The following is a 19217-nucleotide window of genomic DNA, read 5'->3' on the forward strand; positions in this document are numbered from 1 at the left end:
TCATTAGAATTAATAGTTTTTCTGTAATTCATTCACAAATGCACTCTTACTAAAAACAGTTCCTCCTTCAAGGAGCGAATCAACGACGTTTACGTAGACTTGATCTTCTTTAAACGCTTTGATATTTTGGATAATCGGATTTTTCTTCAAATGTTCGAAGGCTTGTTCATTCTCTTGCGTTCCAGTTTGTTGTACTTGCATGAAAATATGATCTGGATTCATTTCTGCAAGTTGTTCAACTGATAGTTCCTCTTGTGCTTTAGCTTTCTTAATCGTCTCAGGAATCTCCAATCCTAGTTCTTCATACAAAACAGGATTGAAAAAGACATCTTCTGGATAGACGAACATTTTGCCCCCGCGAACACGCATGGCCACAACTGTTTGGTCTTTGAAATCCTCAGCTAAAGAAGGCTTTATTGTTTTGACACTTTCCTTATAGTCACTTAATAGCGTTTGAGCTTTTTCCTCTTTTCCACTCAACTCCCCCATCAACATGAGATTGTCTTCCCAACTGGAGGAAATATGTGAAACTAAGATAGTCGGTGCAATTTGCTCTAACTTACTTACTACTTCTTCAGAAAATTTAGTTGACCCTAAAATAACATCTGGCTTTAATTGGACGATTTTTTCGAAATTGGGCTGCTGTTTTTCTCCAATTGACTCAGCTTGGCCCATTGCCGTTTTAAACATTTCCGCGAACTCACCAGCAATCGTTATGGCTCCAACAGGTTCTACTTCTAAAGCTGTAGCGTCTTCCATCGCTTCCATTGCACCCGTAATTACAAGACGCTCCACTTTACTGGGAACCGTATATGTTTCTCCTAAATATGTAATAGCACGCGTCTCCGATTCACTAGTATTCGCCTCACTTGTTGCTGTTTTTGCTTCCTTTTCTGTATCTGCCTCAACTTTCTCTTGGGTGCTACAAGCAGCTAACGCGAACAATGCTACTAGTGATAAGATAAATAGTTGTACTTTGGTTTTCATTTGGCAATTTCTCCTTTTTTCTATTTTTGATGTAAGACCTTCATATTTATCATTACTATTGTGAAATTTATCCTCAACCCATATGCTTTCTATAACCAGTTGGTGAAAAGCCCGTCTCTTTTTTAAAGACTCTACTGAAATAAAAATGGTCTTTATAGCCCGTATTCTCAGCAACTTCAGCTATTGGCAAATCAGAGGTACGCAATAATAATTTTGCTTGTTGAATTCTCAAATCTGTTAAATAACTTGTGGGACTCACCCCTATTTGTTTGAAAAATAAGGACGACAGCTTTCTTCTCTCTGTATTGAAATGATTTGCGATATCCAATACGCTGATCCCCTGCTCATAAAACTGATGCATATATTCGATGATGGCACTCATATCGTCGATCCTGTCTGAGCGTTTTTTTTCAGTTATTATGATGAGCTCTTCTAAGATCTTCAAAAACAACACTTTAGACTGTAAATAGGACAAAGCCCCTGGAATCAAAAAGTTTTGCTGAAGTTGTTGGACTTTCTTAGCTAGTTTGATACTTTCATTCGTCTGGAGCAGGAAATGTTTATAAAAAAGTGGAAATTGGTCTGATATGTCACATGAAAGTTTGAAGTGAATTACTGCATACTCAAAAGGACGATCGCTTGTTATTTGGCTTTCTATCGCTAAATTGGGTCCTACATGCAAGATTTTCCCTCTCTCCAACATGTACTCTACATTTTCAATCGTAAAAACAGCCGATCCATCTATAGGGAATAGCAGTCCCCCTGCCCCGACATTCGAAGTAAAGGATCGAATTGAATCTTTCTCCGCCATTTTTTGTGTAACAATATCTAAAAATGTGAGCGGAGCAGTTCCATATAGTGCTACCAAATGTTCAGAATTTGTCATCTAACCCCTTCTTATTAGAAAGGACGAATTCATATAGGATGCAAATAAATAATCTCGTCCTTTTTTTCATTTTTCATACTATTACTCGACCTTCTAAAATAATGCTATTATCATTGTGTTGTTAATCCCTCCTTTTCACTTGATACTGATAATCATTATCAATTAATATGATAACAAATTTTGAATTAATGTAAATGGAATAATAAGAAGAGTTTTTGAATTATTTAATCCATCGTATGTAAAAAGTCCATTTATTTTAATAAACATAAAAAACAAGAGCCATCCGTAAAGTCAGGTGAAAATGACTCGGATGGCTCCTTATTTTCTTATTAAAAATCAGTAGATTAAAAAATATATTATACACTATGAATGCAGACAACAAGACTACGATCAGCAGTATTTCGGCTTAATATTTCTCTTCTAGCTCCCCCATTTTCCTGTTAGTTAATCAAATGAAACACCTCCCTGTATTTCAACTGCTAACTTACAGCCGATATTCACAGAAAACGGCCTTATAATTGACATGATTACTTACTAATAGTAAGGTTGAATATAAACTTACTATTAGTAAGTTTATTAACAGGGTATAGCATGTTTAATACCTATAACCGAACATAATGGGAGGACTTATTAATGACTCAAGCAACACAACAAGAAATTTACTTAGCAAAACGTCCAACTGGTTTGCCTACTATGGAAGACTTTAATTTTGTAGAGCGTCCTATTCCTACACTTAATAATAAAGAAGTACTGATCAGAACTTTATATGTATCGGTAGATCCATACATGCGAGGACGGATGCAAGATACAAAATCTTATATCCCGCCTTTTAAGCTCGATGAGGTGATTGTTGGCGGTGTGGTAGGTGAAGTGTCGAAGTCAAATTCAGATGCTTTCCAGCCAGGTGATGTCGTTGTAGGCAATCTAAACTGGGCGGAGTACACTGCAGCAATGGAGAAAGATATACGAAAAATAGATCCATCCATTGCCCCAATCACTACACATTTGGGAATCCTTGGCATGCCTGGCCTTACAGCGTATTTTGGATTATTAGATATCGGAAAGCCGCAAAAAGGCGAAACCGTTGTTGTGTCAGGTGCTGCAGGAGCAGTTGGTTCCATCGTTGGTCAAATCGCCAAAATGAAAGGAGCCAAAGTAGTGGGGATCGCAGGTTCGGATGAGAAGGTTGATTATCTGAAAAGTGAACTTGGTTTCGACGAGGCAGTGAATTATAAAAATGACAGTTTTCATCAAGACTTGGAAAATGCTGCTTCCGATGGCGTCGATATTTATTTTGATAATGTAGGCGGCGAAGTAACAGACGTGGTATTTCGTTTGTTGAATAAACATGCGCGTATCCCTTTATGCGGAGCGATTTCGTCTTATAATAAAGAAGGTCAGGACGTCGGCCCTCGCCTTCAATCAGCTATGATCAAAACAAGTGCATTAATGAAAGGGTTCACTGTCGGGGATTATTCAGCAGACTTTGGAACTGCTGCTGCTGATTTAGGTAAATGGCTTGCGGAAGGAAAATTGAAATATAACGAAACGATCGTTGAGGGTTTTGAAAATATCCCAAATGCGTTCTTAGGTCTTTTCGAAGGAACAAACCTTGGGAAACAACTTGTAAAAGTTGCAGATCCTGAAATAACAAAGCTTTAATACTATATGGTTAACGAATACCCTGTATGGAGTTTTCTCCAAGCAGGGTATTCAGACTGCTTTTAACGTATTTTTCATGCATTTCATTGGTGGTCCAATAGTTCTTTAAGAACGATTGCCTGGTTATGTTTTTCATCCTTCGACCCAAATACAAGCGTCAATTGTTCATCATGCTCCTTGCTCCGGTTGATCAATTTGTTCAATTCTTCTGTTTGTACTTTATTATTTTTCAACTCTTCTTTGTATTTCCTTTTGAATTCATCAAACTTTTCAGGATCATGGCTAAACCACTCACGAAGTTCTTTGCTCGGTCCCACTTCTTTTAACCAGTCATCCAGCTTAGCATCCTCTTTGCTGACTCCCCGCGGCCATAGACGATCTACCAAAACCCGTATCCCATCCGCTTTTTCAGCCTTATCATATACTCGTTTTATCTGAACAGACATATTTTCTCCTCCCATTTTCCAATTTCCTTGGTGGTCCGGAAATGCAACATCTGAGTATGAAGAAAGACTTGAACTCAAACACTCCCACTGGAAGCAGCTGCCTGATCAGCCTTAGCACAATCAATAGCTATGACAAGAGCAACAAGTAGGATTTCCATTTCTTCCTTCATAATTTCTATTTGATAGCTATCCCCCCACGTGAACCATTCCTTATCTACAGCACCAATAACTTCCCCATTTTGCAAAACCTCAAAATTCATATCCCACCAGTTTCCCCGCACTTCAAGTCCTGCCGCATCAATAGTATATTTTGCTTTCAAGAATGTGAATTGCTTCTTGATCGTTACCATTTCTCGATTCTCAGTCTCAACAAAAAAAGTCGGCATGAAACTGAATCTTTTTTTCGTAATCAGTGCTACCTCATTCATTTCAGAATTTTTGATTGAATAAGTCTTAGGGACCTTCATAAAACTGCCTTCTACATAATAGACATCTTTCTCGGTCTGATCCTTTACTGTAAACTTGCCGCTCATACTGAACACCTTTTGTTTAATGTATAGTTGTTTCATTTAACTCTCCCTCCTATTTAAATGCACCTTCACATACGCAAATTTTTCAAAAAAAGTTTCATTTGAATCTATGCACGAACAATAAAATACCCTATAGAAAGCCCGGCTGAGGCTTCCTATAGGGTATGAATTTTATTTTCAGATCAACCAAATACACTAGTACTGTGTAATGGCTGCAGCTTAGCTTTCGGATCGATAAAAGCTTTCGCGTGGCTGATAGCAACTGGTGCTTCACCCATACCGACAGCAATCAATTTCACTTTGCCGTCATACGTTGTAACATCTCCGGCTGCATAGATACCTTCAATATTGGTTTCCATTCGAGAGTTGACTACGATCGAGTTGCGCTCCATCTCCAAGCCCCACTCCTTCAATGGCCCAAGTGAAGAAATATTACCATAGTTGACGACCACATGATCCACTTCGAATTCTTTCGTGTCGCCGCCTTTTTCTGTTAAGGTCAACTTCTCGATTTTATCGCCATCACCATGAATTTCACTTACCGTATGGGATGTCAAAACATTCACCGTTGAATTGCGCAGCTGATTAACACTTGTTTCATGCGCCGTAAATCGCTCTCTTCGGTGAACGAGCGTGACTTGGCTTGCGATATTTTCCAGCATCAACGCCCAGTCAAGTGCAGAGTCTCCTCCCCCACATACAAGGATGTTCTGGTCCTTGAACATGGAAAGGTCCTTAATGCCGTAGTGCAATGTTTTGTTTTCAAAAAGAGCTTCTTCCTTTAAACCGATTTTACGCGGTTGGAATGCACCGATTCCGGCAGTTAATAAAATCGTACGTGTCAGATGCTGTCCTTTATCTGTAGTCAGAACAAAATGATCGTCTTTTTTCTCTACAGACAATGCAGCCTCACCTAATAAAACTTCCGGATTCGCATGATGCGCTTGTGTGACTAAGTTCGCCACTAAATCCTTTGCCAAGATTTTAGGGAAGCCGCCGACGTCGTAAATATATTTATCAGGATATAGCTCGATCAATTGTCCGCCCAGCTGCGGCAGGCTATCGATAATTTTCACAGACATTTCACGCATACCTGCATAGAACGATGAAAACAATCCAGTCGGTCCTCCGCCGATAATCGTAATATCTACTATTTCTTGATTCATGAAAAACACTCCTATAAACAATTCTTTAGTATAATACTCTTGAGATCTACAACACGTATTCCTACTATATTATCTACTATTTCTTAGAGAGTTACATCTATTTTGTTTTACATTTCAGGAAAATGAGCCAGGCAATACTGTTCTGCTGCTGCTTGTTCTTCTTCGTCCCATTCTACGTCAAATGGAATTTCGGTAGCCAGTTCATAAAATTGATATGTTAACATTTTGCGTTGATCGTCTTTTACAGAATATAGAATACGCAGTCCCGTGCCATTCTCATTGTATAGCTCATCTTCTTCATCCAATTTGACCGTCAAAAGGAACTCAAACCTCTGTCCTTCTATAATGCCTGTCGGATCCACCAATTCTTCTACCTTGCCGTTTACTATGTTCATACAACTTCTCCTTCTTCCCGCTCTTTAAAGTATCGCCAACCACTTGGGGCATTTCAGCGCTGTTCACTTTAGTGCTTCCTCTATCCTACATCATTTTACATGTAGGGGGCAATTTAAGACCATGAATTCTGATAAAAAGTTTGCTTTTCATGAATAGTTGCTCGAAAATGAATGGATAGACTGCGTTAAGACGAATTAGGAGGAATTATATGCTTACCTTTGAAGATTATAAGTATACCCGACCAGACATGAATGAACTTTCAAAGCAATTCCATGCACTTCTTGAAAATTTTCAACAAGCCTCTTCATTCGAAGATCAATCCGCCATTATTGAGCAGATTAATACGATCACAAGGAACTATAGTACACAGGAAAACATCATGTATATCCGCTCTTCCATCGATACGAACGACTCTTTTTATCAGCAAGAGCGAGATGTTTTTGATGAAATCGGACCTCAATTCCAAGCGTTGCAGAGCGAGTATTATAAAGCATTGCTCACTACACCATTCCGTGGAGATCTCGAGGCTAAATGGGGACCCCAATTGTTCGCTTTAGCAGAAAACGCAATCCGCTCATACTCCGATGAGGTACAGCCTTTCTTGCAACAAGAAAATAAACTGATCTCTGAGTACGCGAAGCTTGTCGCTTCAGCGCAAATAGAATTTCAAGGCGAGACGTTAACTCTCGCTCAGCTCGGACCTTATAAAGAGTCGCTTGATCGTTCGATAAGAAAAGACGCTATGCAAGCGTCAGCCGATTTCTTCGCTGCACATGCGGATCAATTCGATGACCTTTTCGATCAGCTCGTTGCAGTGCGTCATAAAATAGCAACGACGCTTGGTTACAAGAATTTCACAGAGCTTGGTTACGTCCGGATGGATCGGATAGGCTACGATGCAAAGATGGTAGAAGGTTTCAGAAAGCAAATTAGAGAGGCAATTGTTCCCTTAGCTGCAGAAATTCGTCATGGGCAGGCAAATCGAATCCATGTACCTAAATTAAAGTTCTATGATGAACCGTTACACTTTCCTGAAGGCAATCCGCAGCCAAGCGGGTCGCCGGAGTGGATTATTGAAAATGGGCAAAAGATGTATCAAGAACTTTCTCGCGAGACAGGACGCTTTTTTGATTATATGAAACGAAAAAATCTGCTGGATCTTGTGGCGAAGAAAGGAAAAGAGGCCGGCGGCTATTGTACCTTCATCGATAACTATGACTCTCCTTTTATCTTTTCCAACTTCAATGGTACTTCCGGTGATATCGACGTCTTAACTCATGAAGCAGGCCATGCATTCCAAGTTTATTCCAGTCGAAATATTGGAATCCCCGAATATATTTGGCCCACGAGTGAAGGCGCAGAGATACATTCGATGAGTATGGAGTTTTTCACTTGGTTTTGGATGGATCTTTTCTTTGAAAAGGACGCCGACCTCTATCGTTATACCCATTTACTTGAAGGTGTCTTATTTTTACCATACGGAGTAGCTGTGGATGAATTTCAGCACCGGATCTATGATCAGCCTGATCTGACGCCTGGTGAACGAAAATCCGTGTGGAAAGAGTTAGAAAATATCTATTTACCGACTCGTGACTATGATGGACATCCGTATTTAGAACAAGGAGGCTTCTGGCAGCGACAAGGTCATATTTATGAAGTGCCGTTTTATTATATCGATTATACGCTTGCTCAAATCTGCGCATTTCAATTCTGGCAACGTTCCATCGAAGATTTCGATTCCGCGTGGAAAGATTATGTACATCTTTGCCAACTTGGTGGTTCAAAATCCTTTTTGGAGCTCATCAAAGAAGCACACTTGCAGTCTCCATTTGAAGAAGACACCGTACAATCTATTGCCGATTCAATCAGAAATTGGTTAGCTGTAAACGATCTTAATTGATTCCAATCAAACCGGTCATCCCACTTTGAGATGACCGGTTTTGATTATTCTGCGGAATTATATAGCGAATACTGATCCTTTCCTTTTTTCTTTGATTGGTATAAAGCGAGGTCCGCTTTATGATAGAGGGTATGCATGGTATCTTTCTCATCAGCGATTGCAATCCCAATACTGATTGACAAGGGTATTTCTTCTTTTTGCAAGTAACTAAAGGATTGACGCATTGTCTTTAACATATTTTCCGCTCGCTCCCTCACTTGCTCTTCTGTTAGCCGAGAAAACAGTACGACAAATTCGTCGCCGCCAATCCGAGCTGCCAAGTGATCTTTCCCACTTTCTTTTCCAATAATTTCTGCAGCTTGAATTAGAATCTTGTCTCCTTCTCCGTGGCCAAGTGAATCATTCACCAATTTAAAGTTATCCAAATCGATAATCATAAATTGCAAAGGTCCCTTTTTTTGGCGTAACCATTCTACAGCCGTATCTTCGAACGCTGCGCGATTCTTTAATCCAGTCAACACATCATGGAAGGCTAAATATACTGGTCTTGAAATCATTCGAGCCAGAACAATCGAGAGAATAATGGTAATGATTGTAATCGCGATAATTTGAAAGATAAATTGATTTCTGTATGATGCGAGTACACTGGCGAAAGGGACGTCATAGTATGCTATTTCCACTACACGGTTAGTTGAAAGTCCTTTCGCTTTCTCTGCTTTATAGGGTATGTAACGATAAGTTAACGTCTGCCCATTTTCCTCGACAGTTAGTTCTCTTTTCTCGAACTTCTTAAAAGCTTCTTTGAAGACTTCTTCACGAGATGCAGCCACCCTTACATCCCTATCCGTTCTCCTGTCACCTAACAGTAAACCGAAAGATGTGTAGACGTTGATCGATTTAATTTGCTCATTTTCCTGCTCCAACCGCTCCGTGGTATCATTGAAATTAAATTCTTGGAATTCCAGTTTATCCTCTAAGTAATATGCTAGCTCAATTAAGAATTTTCCATCGGGAGTCGGCATATAGCTAAATTTCTTGAATTCGCCTGTTTTTTGTTGAATATCCAGAGCATCATGAGAAAAAACTCCAAGCTTACGCCGTTCTGTCAATAACGTACTAAAGTTTTTGCAGCATTCATTAAAGTTGAGACCGATATCTTCTATGTAACTGCTCTCAATCACTTCATTTGAAGAATTAATAATAAAAATATCCATTCCACTTTCTTTTTCCATTGCCTCAAGATCCCACGTTGAAAAATCCGAATTTTCTTCATACAGATCCAGCAGTTTAAGTGAATACGCTTCCATATTCGCAGCACGGTCCACGTCTAGTATGTTATAGACTTTATCAATAGTGGAAAGACTTGTGATAATTTCATCTTCCGCCTTCTGAATTTTCGTCTCCAGATTTGCTTGCACATTCTTTTTCAGCTTCTGATAATCGGCCACAACGATAATGAGTGAAAGAAACAGCATGAATGAAAAGAGGATGACTGTTAATTTCCCGCGAAAATTCTTATCCAATCCATCACCTCTCATCCTCAACAATAGTTATAAACTTCTATAAATATTATATCATTAAAGTAGTCCATTGGGACCTTATTTTGGTTTTTTTCAGTCTTTTGTCACAATGCATGCATTACTTTACAAAAAAAAGAGCAAAGAGCCTAATTAGACTCCTTGCATTCTAAGTATGTTCACATTAAGCCTTTTGCCTTGCCATCTTCATCTATATCCATTTTCAGCGCAGCTGGCTGTTTTGGAAGACCAGGCATTGTCATGATGTCACCTGTTAAACAAACGAGGAATCCAGCACCAAGCTTCGGCAAAATACTGCGTATCGTGATCATGAAATCAGTAGGCCGACCAAGTTTTTTGGGATCATCCGAAAAGGAATACTGTGTCTTCGCCATGCAGACAGGCAGTAAATCCCAGCCGTTTTTCTGAATTTCAGCCAAATCTTTTAGTGCTTGGTCGGTAAATAAAACACCTAATCCTCCATATACTTTCTGGACGATTGCGGTCACCTTCTCTTCGACCGATTGTTCCACATCATAAATCGGGGCAAATTCATTTGGCTCATCTAATGCTTTGAGAACTTCTTTCGCCAATTCCTCTCCACCAGCCCCGCCGTCTTGCCAGACATTAGTTAAAGCTATCTTTACGGCATTTGTCTTGCACCATTGTTGAACTTTTTGAAGTTCGCTTTCAGAATCTCCTATGAAATGATTCAACGCAACAACTGGCTGAACACCGAATGCACGAATCGTTTCCACATGCTTCTCTAAGTTGACTAAACCTAGCTCAACCGCAGAACTATTTTCCGATTTCAATTCCTGCTTGGCTACGCCGCCTTGCATTTTTAACGCACGGATTGTCGTCACCAAGACTACTGCATCCGGCTGAAAATTCCCTTTCCGCGCTTTGATATCCATGAACTTCTCCGCACCTAAGTCCGAACCGAACCCTGCTTCCGTCACCACAAAGTCTGCAAGATTACGGGCAGTGTTTGTCGCGATTAATGAATTACAACCGTGTGCAATATTTGCAAAAGGGCCTCCATGAATCAATGCTGGCGTACCTTCTATCGTTTGGACAAGATTGGGTTTAAATGCATCTTTCAATAATAAAGTAAGTGCGCCTTCTACCCCTAAGTCCCTTACTGTTATAGCTTCTTTTTCATACGTGTAGCCAATGACGATCTGTGCCAATCTCTCCTTGAGATCTGACAAATCTGTCGCCAAACAGAACACAGCCATAATTTCAGAAGCAACCGTAATATCAAACCCTTCTTCCCGTGGTACTCCTTGAGCGGGTCCGCCGAGTCCAATAGTTATATGGCGAAGAGCCCGGTCATTCATATCCATAACACGTTTCCATGTTATACGACGCGGATCAATATTTAACAAATTTCCTTGATGCAGATGATTATCAATCATCGCACTCAGTGCATTATTCACAGTTGTGATTGCATGAAGATCTCCCGTAAAATGAAGGTTGATGTCTTCCATCGGCACTACTTGTGAGAAGCCGCCACCAGTGGCACCTCCTTTGACACCCATTACAGGACCTAATGAAGGTTCACGTAAAGCAACCATCGTTTTCTTACCTAAGCGGGAAAGCGCATCACCAAGACCAACCGTCACTGTCGATTTCCCTTCTCCTGCCGGCGTAGGACTCGTGGCTGTGACTAAGACCACCTTTGCTTGATTTGTTTCTTTTGGTATTAAATCCACATTGATTTTCGCTTTGAACTTCCCATATAACTCAAGAGCATCTATAGGTATTCCTGCTTTTTCCGCTATTTTTTCAATTGGCTGCATTTTTGCTTCTGAAGCAATTTCTAAATCCGTCAGCGTTTTCACCTGTTCCGCCACTGCCCCCACTGCCTTTCTATTTCTCGGATAGTCTCATTGCATAATTTGTAAAACGATTTTACCGAATTGTACACTGTCGTCTAGCTTGGCAAATGCATCATTTGTTTCTGCGAGCGGAAGAACTGAATCAATAACTGGATGAATTTGATGCGTTTCAATAAATGATAACATCTCACGTAATTCCTCACGACTGCCCATCGTCGTTCCAAGCAATGTGTACTGACCATAAAAGAACTCCCGCAAATTAAGATCGACTGTATCCTCTGTCGTAGCTCCGAATACAACGATCCGGCCGCCTTGTTTCAAGACATCAAGGGAACGATTAAATGTCGCTCTTCCCACACTTTCTATTACTAAATCCACACATTCAGCTTGCAGTTCAGCTTGCCAGTCACTATTTGTATTAATCGCCAGATCTGCACCTATTTCAGTTGCCTGACGTCTTTTCTCTTCGCTTCGAGAAGAGACAATTACACGCGCTCCAAGCTTCTTAGCGAACTGAATTAAAAATGTTGCGACGCCGCTCCCCGCGCCAGGAATAAATACGGTCTGTCCCTTTTGTATTTGTCCTTTCGTCACCAGTGCGCGGTAACCTGTCAAGCCGGCAAGTGCGATAACAGCAGACTCCTCCCAAGTTAAATAAGAAGGTTTCTTTTCTAACTGGTCTGCTGGAAGACAAATTTTTTCAGCAAATGTACCGTGATCCGGCATACCTAGAATATCGAACTCCTTTGAAGGCGCATCACTTTTTTCAAACCAACGAAGCGATGGGTTGATGATTACTTTATCGCCGACACTCCAATTTGTTACACCTTCACCTATTGACTCAATGATACCCGCCCCATCAGAACCTAGCACTAGAGGTTCTTTGGCATCTCCCCGCCGAATTGGAATTTTCGTGTCGCGGCGGTTCAGACCAGCAGTTTTCAATGCGACTACCACTTCTCCTTTACCTGCCATAGGTTCTGCGATATTAGTAAACTGCAATTTGCCATTCTCATGTACAAAAGCTTTCATTCAACTCATCCTTCCCACATTTATATACGCTTCTATCATAACGTATTATTAAATGTTTTCATATACTTCACTCTATTCCATATTTCAGACACAAAAAAACACAATGAACAATCGAGTCATTGTGTTAGATGTTACGTCTTTTATATTTAGCTAATTCTAATAGTTCAAGTACATCTTTTTTAGGCAGTCTGATAACCAGTTCCATTAATTCTTTTTCGGCTAAGCGTCGGCCTTTCCCACTGCGGTATCGTTCTTTATTAGTTGAATCGATTTCCGCATACATCTCATCGCTTTCGGATGGCCATTTTCCAGAGGATTCTGCATTCATTGTTTCGCGAAGTCGATCATACAGCGATTCGACGGTGTTTCCTGTCGTTTTTATATAAGGAGTAAAGGTTACTTCACCCATGATCAATTCATCTGTAGACACCGAAAAACGTTCTGAAATTTTGGCAATCCAGGCAGCGGATGGGGCATTTTTCCCGCGCTCCCAATCTTTTATTCGACTAGCAGATGTTCCGATTGCGGCACCAAATGCCATCATCGAAAGCCCTCGTCGCTCTCTAAGTGCTTTCAAACGCAATCCAAAGTCATCTTTACTCCATTCGTTCAACGAAATACCCCCCATTTGAGCTCTACTCATTTATTTTATTGATAAAAAGGTCTTTTTGTCAATTGATTTTATATGAAATTCATATAAGGCTCGAAAGAATCGTATCATCTGAACCGCGATATATCAAATACATAGCAGTAGAGCTCAATAGCCATTTCTTTGACGTGCATAATTTTCTTCATTTTTGTCAATATAAGCTTGAATGATCTGCTGTTCTGTAAAGCCCAATGTTTTGGCCAATGCCCCATACCGCATCCAAACATCTTTGTAATTGTCAAACGTCAAGTCATCCAAAAACTTGTAGATGGACTGTCCTGTTTGTAAAAATAATTGAGTTAGATCCCGTTCTAGTTCATCACTCGTAGGCCATTCATCCAAGTCGTCAAACCCTTTTTCAATTCCTAACGAAAGAAGGAAGTGAATAGAGTCCACGTACTCTTCAAGAACGACTTCATCCGCGGAAGGACCTTTCGTGCTCCAAAATTTAAAACATCTCGTTTCATTCGCTAACTCCGACAATTCCACCAATAACGCCAATCCTCTTTCATTGAATGTTTCGGCTTGTTGGTGGTTTGCTTGTATGTATGCATCCAATGCTTTCTGCATTTCGAATAATTGGTGTAATTTCATTTCAAAATCCCCCCGAAAGTTTGCTGTAGAATGAAACCTTATATCCTGTTCATCCGTATAGTAAAGTATTATATAGTGTTCAGGAGTTGATTTCATGGTTTTATTGATTCGCGTGTTCATTATAGCTCTTGTCATTTACTTATTTTATGTAGGTATTCGCTATTTGACGGATGCTAAGCGGAAACTGGATGAAGCGCATGAAAAAGAGCAATACTATTTTTATGATGATGTGAAAAATATCCGAAAAAATTTCTTCATCACGTATAAAGGTGCATTATTTGAAGGCGAGAAGTATTTAGGCACGACAACAGATTCATTCGATGTCATATCCATTTTCATCTGGGTAAAGGACGAGTCTAAACTGCAAGGGATGACAAAGGAGGACTTCTATTTTTTAGAATCCGAGGTCAAAACTAATTATCCACACGCCGAGATCAATTGGAAGAATCCTATCGAGCAGTTAATGAAATCATAATTCTTTAAAGGAATAGCGCATATGGGCTATTCCTTTTTTAAAAGGTAATAGAAGTCGGCAATTTAACACCTGACGCGGCAAGCAGGATTACAGCGTCTAACATTGCGAATAACAAAAAACCGATTCGAAAAGCAGTCTTTCTCGTTTTATGACGAAATATTTGCATGCCGAAGTAGGCACCGACACCGCCGCCTAGTAGTGCGAGTAACCAAAGATTCCTTTCTGGAATACGCTTTTTTTTCTTTTGTGCTTGTTTTTTATCAAATCCCATAGCTGCAAATGCCCATATAGAAAGGATTGCCATATAAATCATCAGGGTTTGTACCAACTTACCCACTCCTTCACATAGAAAAACCGCTCCGTTTCCATATAAGAATGAAAACGAAAGCGGCTTTTAGTTCATCTTATTTTGCAACCGATTTTTTTGCAGTTTCTGCAAGCTGTGCAAATGCTTGTGCATCTGTAACAGCAAGATCTGCAAGCATTTTACGGTTAACATCGATGCCAGCTACTTTCAAGCCGTGCATTAATGTGCTGTATGAAAGGCCATTCATACGTGCAGCCGCATTGATACGTGTGATCCATAGTTTACGGAAGTCACGTTTCTTTTGACGACGGTCACGGTATGCATAGTTATAAGATTTCATTACCTGTTGGTTAGCAACCTTATAAAGTCTATGTTTTGAACCAAAGTAGCCTTTTGCTAATTTCAATACTCGTTTATGACGCTTGCGCGTGACTGTTCCACCTTTTACGCGTGGCATAGTGCATTACCTCCTGCTTATCCTGTAAGTGTGTGTTGTTAGAATTCATCCAGCGAGTTCTACCTGTATTACTTCATGTTTGTTAGCATTTCACGAATTCGCTTGTAATCGCCTGAAGAAACTAGTGCAGATTTACGAAGGTGACGTTTTGCCTTCGTTGACTTGTTTGCAAAAAGGTGACTTGTATACGCACGGCCGCGTTTTAATTTACCAGATCCAGTTTTTTTGAAACGTTTCGCGGAACCGCGGTGAGTTTTCATTTTTGGCATGTTCTGTTCCTCCTAAATTGTTCGTGTTACTTTTTTTCGGCAAGCGGTGCAAGTATTAAGAACATGCTCCGGCCTTCCATTTTTGGTTTTACTTCAACAGTTGCGACTTCTTTGCAAGCTTCTGCAAAGCGATCGAGCACACGTTGGCCAATTTCTTTGTGCGTGATCGCACGGCCACGGAAACGAATCGAAGCTTTTACCTTGTCCCCATTTTCGAGGAACTTGATTCCGTTACGAAGTTTCGTTTGGAAATCATGCTCATCAATTGTCGGGCTTAGCCGAACTTCTTTCAAATTGATGATCTTTTGATTTTTACGAACTTCACGCTCTTTCTTTTGCTGTTCGAACTTGAACTTTCCATAGTCCATAACACGAGCTACTGGGGGCTTCGCTTGTGGAGCGACAAGAACAAGGTCCAGGTTCACTCGAGCAGCAATATCCAAAGCTTCATTACGTGTTTTGATACCGAGTTGCTCACCATTGTGATCAATTAAGCGTAGTTCACGTGCTCGGATACCGTCATTTACGTACATGTCTTTGCTAATAGTAATCCACCTCCGAATGTTGTCTCGTGAATACACGTATTGGGTATGTCGAATAATCCGATCCCACAGGTCCATTCATTTTACGAAATAAAAAAAGTAGACAAATGTTATTTGTCTACCCGCGTAAGTAATCTATGCAATGCATGCATAGAAATTCACTCATGTGCCAACCTGTCAACAACTTTATTGCGTCGATCAGGTGAGAAGCGGGTAGCCTCTTCTTATACCACAAACTGTATTCATTTAACCTTATTTACTTTATCATGTTTTGGATAACGTGTCAACAACTAGGTTTGAAACTTGTTATCGAATGCACATTTTAGATTCAAAAGAATTCAACTTTCATAGTATAGCTCACTCGTGAATATTTGGCAACTATTATTTTCTTAAGCAAAAAACAGCAAAAATAAGTAACGTTATTGAAATCACTTCGGCGCTTGCGGATGGCTCCCGCGATGAGCCACAGTCAGGAAGTGCACCTGTCTGTCCCATCACTCCGCCTACCGCTTGTAAGGCGCCTTCGTTTAGTGAGTGAATGCCCTAGGTATATATTTTTGCACATTGGCTTCTGACTACTAAATCGGTTGCCGAAGTTTCCCCAACTTTAAACACTTTTCTCACTAGTTTTACCACACTAGCGAAGCCGCAACTGCGGGGTCAGCCGAAGCCAGGAGACAGCTAGCGCTTTTTGCTAGTTGGCTCTTGGCGGGAGGCAATCCCCCAGCGGCGTAGCGGTGCCAAAGCACCACATGTACTCTGTCTAGGACACACTGGTATTCGAGCAACGGAACAAAAAATGAGTAACGTCATTGAAACTACTTTGGCGCTTGCGGATGGCTCCCGCGACGAGCCAGTCAGGAAAAGCGCCTGTCTGTCTCATCACTCCGCCTACCGCTTGTAAGGCGCCTTCGTTGAGTAAGTGAAAGCCCCGGGTATATATTTTCGCTCATGGGCTTCTGACTACTAAACCAGGTGCCGGAGCTTTCTTAGTATTAAACAATACGCTTATTAGCTTCATCAAACCAGCAAAGCCGCAACTGCGGGGTCGGCCGAAGCCAAGAGACAGCTAGCGTCCTTTGCTAGTTGGCTCTTAGCGGGAGGCAATCCCCAGCGGCGTAGCGGTGCCAAAGCACAACATGTACTTCGTCCCGGACACACTATAAGTCGAACGACGGCACAAAACTAATTGTCCAGTTAGAGAAAGCAAACCCCTAAAAAGATTTAGTCTTTCTTCACGTCTTCCTGAATCAATTCCAAGAACGCTTCGAAAGACATGCTTTCGGATTTTTGTTCACCATACTTCCGGACATTGACCTCACCGGACTCGACCTCTTTATCTCCAAGGACGAGCATATAAGGTACTTTTTGAACTTGCGCTTCACGGATTTTGTAACCGATCTTCTCATCACGGCTGTCTACATCGACGCGGAATCCAGCTGCTGTCAATTGCTCTTTCACTTGAATTGCATAGTCGAAATGCACTTCAGGCGAGACCGGGATCACTTCTACTTGAACAGGTGCAAGCCAAGTCGGGAAAGCTCCTTTATATTCTTCGATTAAGAATGCAACGAAACGTTCCATTGTGGATACGACACCACGGTGGATGACGACTGGACGATGTTGTTTCCCGTCTTCGCCAATGTACGTTAAGTCGAAGCGTTCAGGCTGAAGGAAATCGAGTTGTGCCGTAGAAAGTGTTTCTTCCATGCCGATAGCTGTTTTCACTTGAACATCCAGTTTCGGACCATAGAATGCGGCTTCGCCTTCTTCTTCTGTATAAGGAAGCTCTAACTCATCCATTGCTTCTTTCAGCATGGACTGTGCGCGTTCCCACATTTCATCATCATCAAAGTATTTCTTTGTATCCGCGGGATCACGATATGACAGACGGAACGTATAATCTTTAATATTAAAGTCTTTATACACTTCGATAATTAATAAAATTACATTTTTCAATTCTTCTTTAATTTGATCAGGACGAACAAAGATATGCGCATCGTTTAACGTCATTCCGCGTACCCTTTGCAAACCGGAAAGTGCCCCAGACATTTCATAACGATGCATGGTTCCAAGTTCAGCAATTCGAACAGGTAAGTTCCTGTAAGAGTGAATACCATTCTTATAGACCATCATATGATGAGGACAGTTCATCGGGCGCAGGATCAGGCTTTCATTATCCATTTCCATCACCGGGAAGATGCTGTCTTGATAGTGGTCCCAGTGTCCGGATGTCTTGTATAAATCTACACTTCCCAAAACAGGTGTATAGACGTGATCGTAACCCAGTCTTTCCTCTTTATCTACAATATACCGTTCGATGACTCGACGAATTGTAGCGCCTTTTGGCAGCCATAGCGGCAAACCTTGTCCTACTTTTTGAGAGTTCGTAAAAAGGTTCAGTTCTTTACCGATTTTACGGTGGTCACGCTCTTTCGCTTCTTCCAATAAACGCAAATGCTCTTTCAGTTCATCTTTTTTGAAGAAAGCTGTTCCGTAAATACGTTGAAGCATTTTATTGTCAGAGTTCCCTCTCCAATAAGCGCCCGCAATGCTGAGCAATTTGAACTCTTTTAGTTTACCGGTAGACGGTACGTGAATTCCACGGCAAAGGTCGAAAAACTCGCCTTGTTCATAGATTGAGACTTGTTCACCCTCGGGAATTGCTTCAAGAAGTTCCAATTTATATTCATCATCAATTTCTTTGAAACGTTTTTCTGCTTCTTCTCGTGAAACATCATGACGCACAATAGGAAGATTTTCACCAATGATCCGTTTCATTTCTTTTTCTAATTCTGGTAGATCCTCTGCTGTGATCGGCGTCGGTGAATCGATATCATAGTAAAATCCGTTTTCAATAACCGGACCGATTCCAAGCTTCGCGTCAGGAAACTTACGTTTGACAGCTTGTGCTAAAAGGTGAGCAGTACTATGACGTAAGATTTCCAATGCTTCGTCTGAAGTTGGTGTCACGATACTGATTTCCCCATCTTCATGGATCGGTGTTTTCAAATCGATTAGCTGATCTCCAATTTTCCCTGCCAATGCACTTTTTCGCAATCCAGGACTGATAGACCCCGCAACATCTTCTGTTGTTGTTCCATTTTCAAATTCCTTTACTGCTCCATCCGGAAAAGTTAAATGAATGTTTTCTGCCATTTTGCCATACTCCCTTTCTTTTTTTGAACACAAAAAAGCCTCATCCCTAAAGGGACGAGGCTTGAGCTCGTGGTTCCACCCTTCTTCCTTCTGTTCGCATTTGCGAATAGATGAAGCTTTCGATCGGCTAACGGGCCGTTACCGTCATCAGCTACTATATTCACTGATGCTGCTTGGAGGTGGTAAATTATTTTTCCTGCCTGCAAGGGTTTCAGCCATGCCCCTGCTCTCTGAAAGGTGAAAAAGTAACTGTTGTCCTCTTCGATGCATTTTGACAAATTATTTATATTGAACTGAGTAATAGTATAAAAAAGTCTGAGCGGAATTGCAAGTTTATTTTCTTATTTCCTTAATTTCATAACCAAAATCCGATGAAATGGCATAAGTAAAGTTTAGCGG

At 40.8% G+C, this 19217-nt stretch carries 19 protein-coding genes and 2 other annotated features; of the genes, 3 read left to right on the forward strand and 16 right to left on the reverse strand.

Annotation, left to right across the window (positions count from 1 at the left end; genetic code table 11):
• Positions 1-9 precede the first annotated feature (9 nt).
• Together MKX97_RS10290 and MKX97_RS10295 are read right to left on the reverse strand one after the other, a co-directional pair.
• On the reverse strand, positions 10-987 hold the full coding sequence (locus MKX97_RS10290) for an ABC transporter substrate-binding protein (protein ID WP_342535910.1): 978 nt from the start codon (positions 985-987) through the stop codon (positions 10-12).
• A 73-nt stretch (positions 988-1060) separates the two neighbouring features.
• A complete protein-coding gene (locus MKX97_RS10295; RefSeq protein ID WP_342535911.1) occupies positions 1061-1873 on the reverse strand; it encodes an AraC family transcriptional regulator in 813 nt (270 codons plus the stop codon).
• Between the two features lie 633 nt (positions 1874-2506).
• Here MKX97_RS10295 and MKX97_RS10300 point away from each other — a divergent pair.
• On the forward strand, positions 2507-3535 hold the full coding sequence (locus MKX97_RS10300; RefSeq protein WP_342535912.1) for an NADP-dependent oxidoreductase: 1029 nt from the start codon (positions 2507-2509) through the stop codon (positions 3533-3535).
• Positions 3536-3618: 83 nt separating this feature from the next.
• Here MKX97_RS10300 and MKX97_RS10305 read toward each other — a convergent pair whose 3' ends face one another.
• The 4 genes from MKX97_RS10305 to MKX97_RS10320 all read right to left on the reverse strand — a co-directional run bounded on the left by MKX97_RS10305 (position 3619) and on the right by MKX97_RS10320 (position 6072).
• The gene (locus tag MKX97_RS10305) at positions 3619-3981 is read right to left on the reverse strand and encodes a DUF488 domain-containing protein (protein ID WP_342535913.1); all 363 of its coding nucleotides are present in this window, start codon (positions 3979-3981) and stop codon (positions 3619-3621) included.
• Positions 3982-4055: 74 nt separating this feature from the next.
• Positions 4056-4550, reverse strand: a complete 495-nt coding sequence (locus MKX97_RS10310; protein WP_342535914.1) for an LURP-one-related family protein — start codon at positions 4548-4550, stop codon at positions 4056-4058.
• Positions 4551-4693: 143 nt separating this feature from the next.
• A complete protein-coding gene (locus MKX97_RS10315; protein ID WP_009497634.1) occupies positions 4694-5677 on the reverse strand; it encodes an NAD(P)/FAD-dependent oxidoreductase in 984 nt (327 codons plus the stop codon).
• A gap of 107 nt (positions 5678-5784) precedes the next feature.
• Positions 5785-6072, reverse strand: a complete 288-nt coding sequence (locus MKX97_RS10320) for a DUF6509 family protein (RefSeq protein ID WP_009497635.1) — start codon at positions 6070-6072, stop codon at positions 5785-5787.
• Between the two features lie 209 nt (positions 6073-6281).
• Between MKX97_RS10320 and MKX97_RS10325 the strand changes: the two genes are divergently transcribed.
• Positions 6282-7973 (forward strand): M3 family oligoendopeptidase, encoded by a 1692-nt coding sequence (locus tag MKX97_RS10325; RefSeq protein ID WP_340759043.1) that lies wholly within the window; start codon positions 6282-6284, stop codon positions 7971-7973.
• A gap of 44 nt (positions 7974-8017) precedes the next feature.
• Here MKX97_RS10325 and MKX97_RS10330 read toward each other — a convergent pair whose 3' ends face one another.
• The 5 genes from MKX97_RS10330 to MKX97_RS10350 all read right to left on the reverse strand — a co-directional run bounded on the left by MKX97_RS10330 (position 8018) and on the right by MKX97_RS10350 (position 13609).
• Positions 8018-9496 (reverse strand): GGDEF domain-containing protein, encoded by a 1479-nt coding sequence (locus MKX97_RS10330; RefSeq protein ID WP_176132483.1) that lies wholly within the window; start codon positions 9494-9496, stop codon positions 8018-8020.
• 173 nt (positions 9497-9669) lie between these two features.
• Positions 9670-11349, reverse strand: a complete 1680-nt coding sequence (locus MKX97_RS10335) for a formate--tetrahydrofolate ligase (protein WP_143759372.1) — start codon at positions 11347-11349, stop codon at positions 9670-9672.
• 33 nt (positions 11350-11382) lie between these two features.
• Positions 11383-12366, reverse strand: coding sequence for a zinc-binding dehydrogenase (locus MKX97_RS10340; protein WP_009497639.1), 984 nt, complete (start codon positions 12364-12366; stop codon positions 11383-11385).
• 124 nt (positions 12367-12490) lie between these two features.
• Positions 12491-12979, reverse strand: a complete 489-nt coding sequence (locus tag MKX97_RS10345) for a helix-turn-helix transcriptional regulator (RefSeq protein WP_050804681.1) — start codon at positions 12977-12979, stop codon at positions 12491-12493.
• A 144-nt stretch (positions 12980-13123) separates the two neighbouring features.
• A complete protein-coding gene (locus tag MKX97_RS10350) occupies positions 13124-13609 on the reverse strand; it encodes a dUTP diphosphatase (RefSeq protein ID WP_040759253.1) in 486 nt (161 codons plus the stop codon).
• 94 nt (positions 13610-13703) lie between these two features.
• Between MKX97_RS10350 and MKX97_RS10355 the strand changes: the two genes are divergently transcribed.
• Positions 13704-14084 (forward strand): hypothetical protein, encoded by a 381-nt coding sequence (locus MKX97_RS10355; RefSeq protein WP_009497642.1) that lies wholly within the window; start codon positions 13704-13706, stop codon positions 14082-14084.
• A 37-nt stretch (positions 14085-14121) separates the two neighbouring features.
• On the opposite strand, the gene MKX97_RS10360 is transcribed toward MKX97_RS10355, so the two are convergent.
• From MKX97_RS10360 to thrS, 5 genes are all read right to left on the reverse strand, one after another.
• Positions 14122-14412 carry a DUF1294 domain-containing protein gene (locus tag MKX97_RS10360; protein WP_342535915.1) on the reverse strand — a complete coding sequence of 97 codons (291 nt, stop codon included), beginning with the start codon at positions 14410-14412 and terminating at the stop codon, positions 14122-14124.
• Between the two features lie 76 nt (positions 14413-14488).
• Complete coding sequence (gene rplT, locus MKX97_RS10365) at positions 14489-14848, reverse strand: 50S ribosomal protein L20 (RefSeq protein WP_009497644.1); 360 nt, start codon at positions 14846-14848, stop codon at positions 14489-14491.
• A 68-nt stretch (positions 14849-14916) separates the two neighbouring features.
• Complete coding sequence (rpmI, locus tag MKX97_RS10370) at positions 14917-15117, reverse strand: 50S ribosomal protein L35 (RefSeq protein ID WP_009497645.1); 201 nt, start codon at positions 15115-15117, stop codon at positions 14917-14919.
• Between the two features lie 26 nt (positions 15118-15143).
• On the reverse strand, positions 15144-15650 hold the full coding sequence (gene infC / locus MKX97_RS10375; protein WP_040759255.1) for a translation initiation factor IF-3: 507 nt from the start codon (positions 15648-15650) through the stop codon (positions 15144-15146).
• 94 nt (positions 15651-15744) lie between these two features.
• Positions 15745-15891: a sequence feature (ribosomal protein L20 leader region), on the reverse strand.
• Positions 15892-16883: 992 nt separating this feature from the next.
• Positions 16884-18818, reverse strand: coding sequence for a threonine--tRNA ligase (thrS, locus tag MKX97_RS10380; RefSeq protein ID WP_078816867.1), 1935 nt, complete (start codon positions 18816-18818; stop codon positions 16884-16886).
• Positions 18819-18865: 47 nt separating this feature from the next.
• Positions 18866-19092, reverse strand: a binding site (T-box leader).
• Positions 19093-19217 lie beyond the last annotated feature (125 nt).

It is taken from the genome of Sporosarcina sp. FSL K6-3508, from assembly GCF_038615825.1.
Lineage (GTDB): Bacteria > Bacillota > Bacilli > Bacillales_A > Planococcaceae > Sporosarcina > Sporosarcina newyorkensis.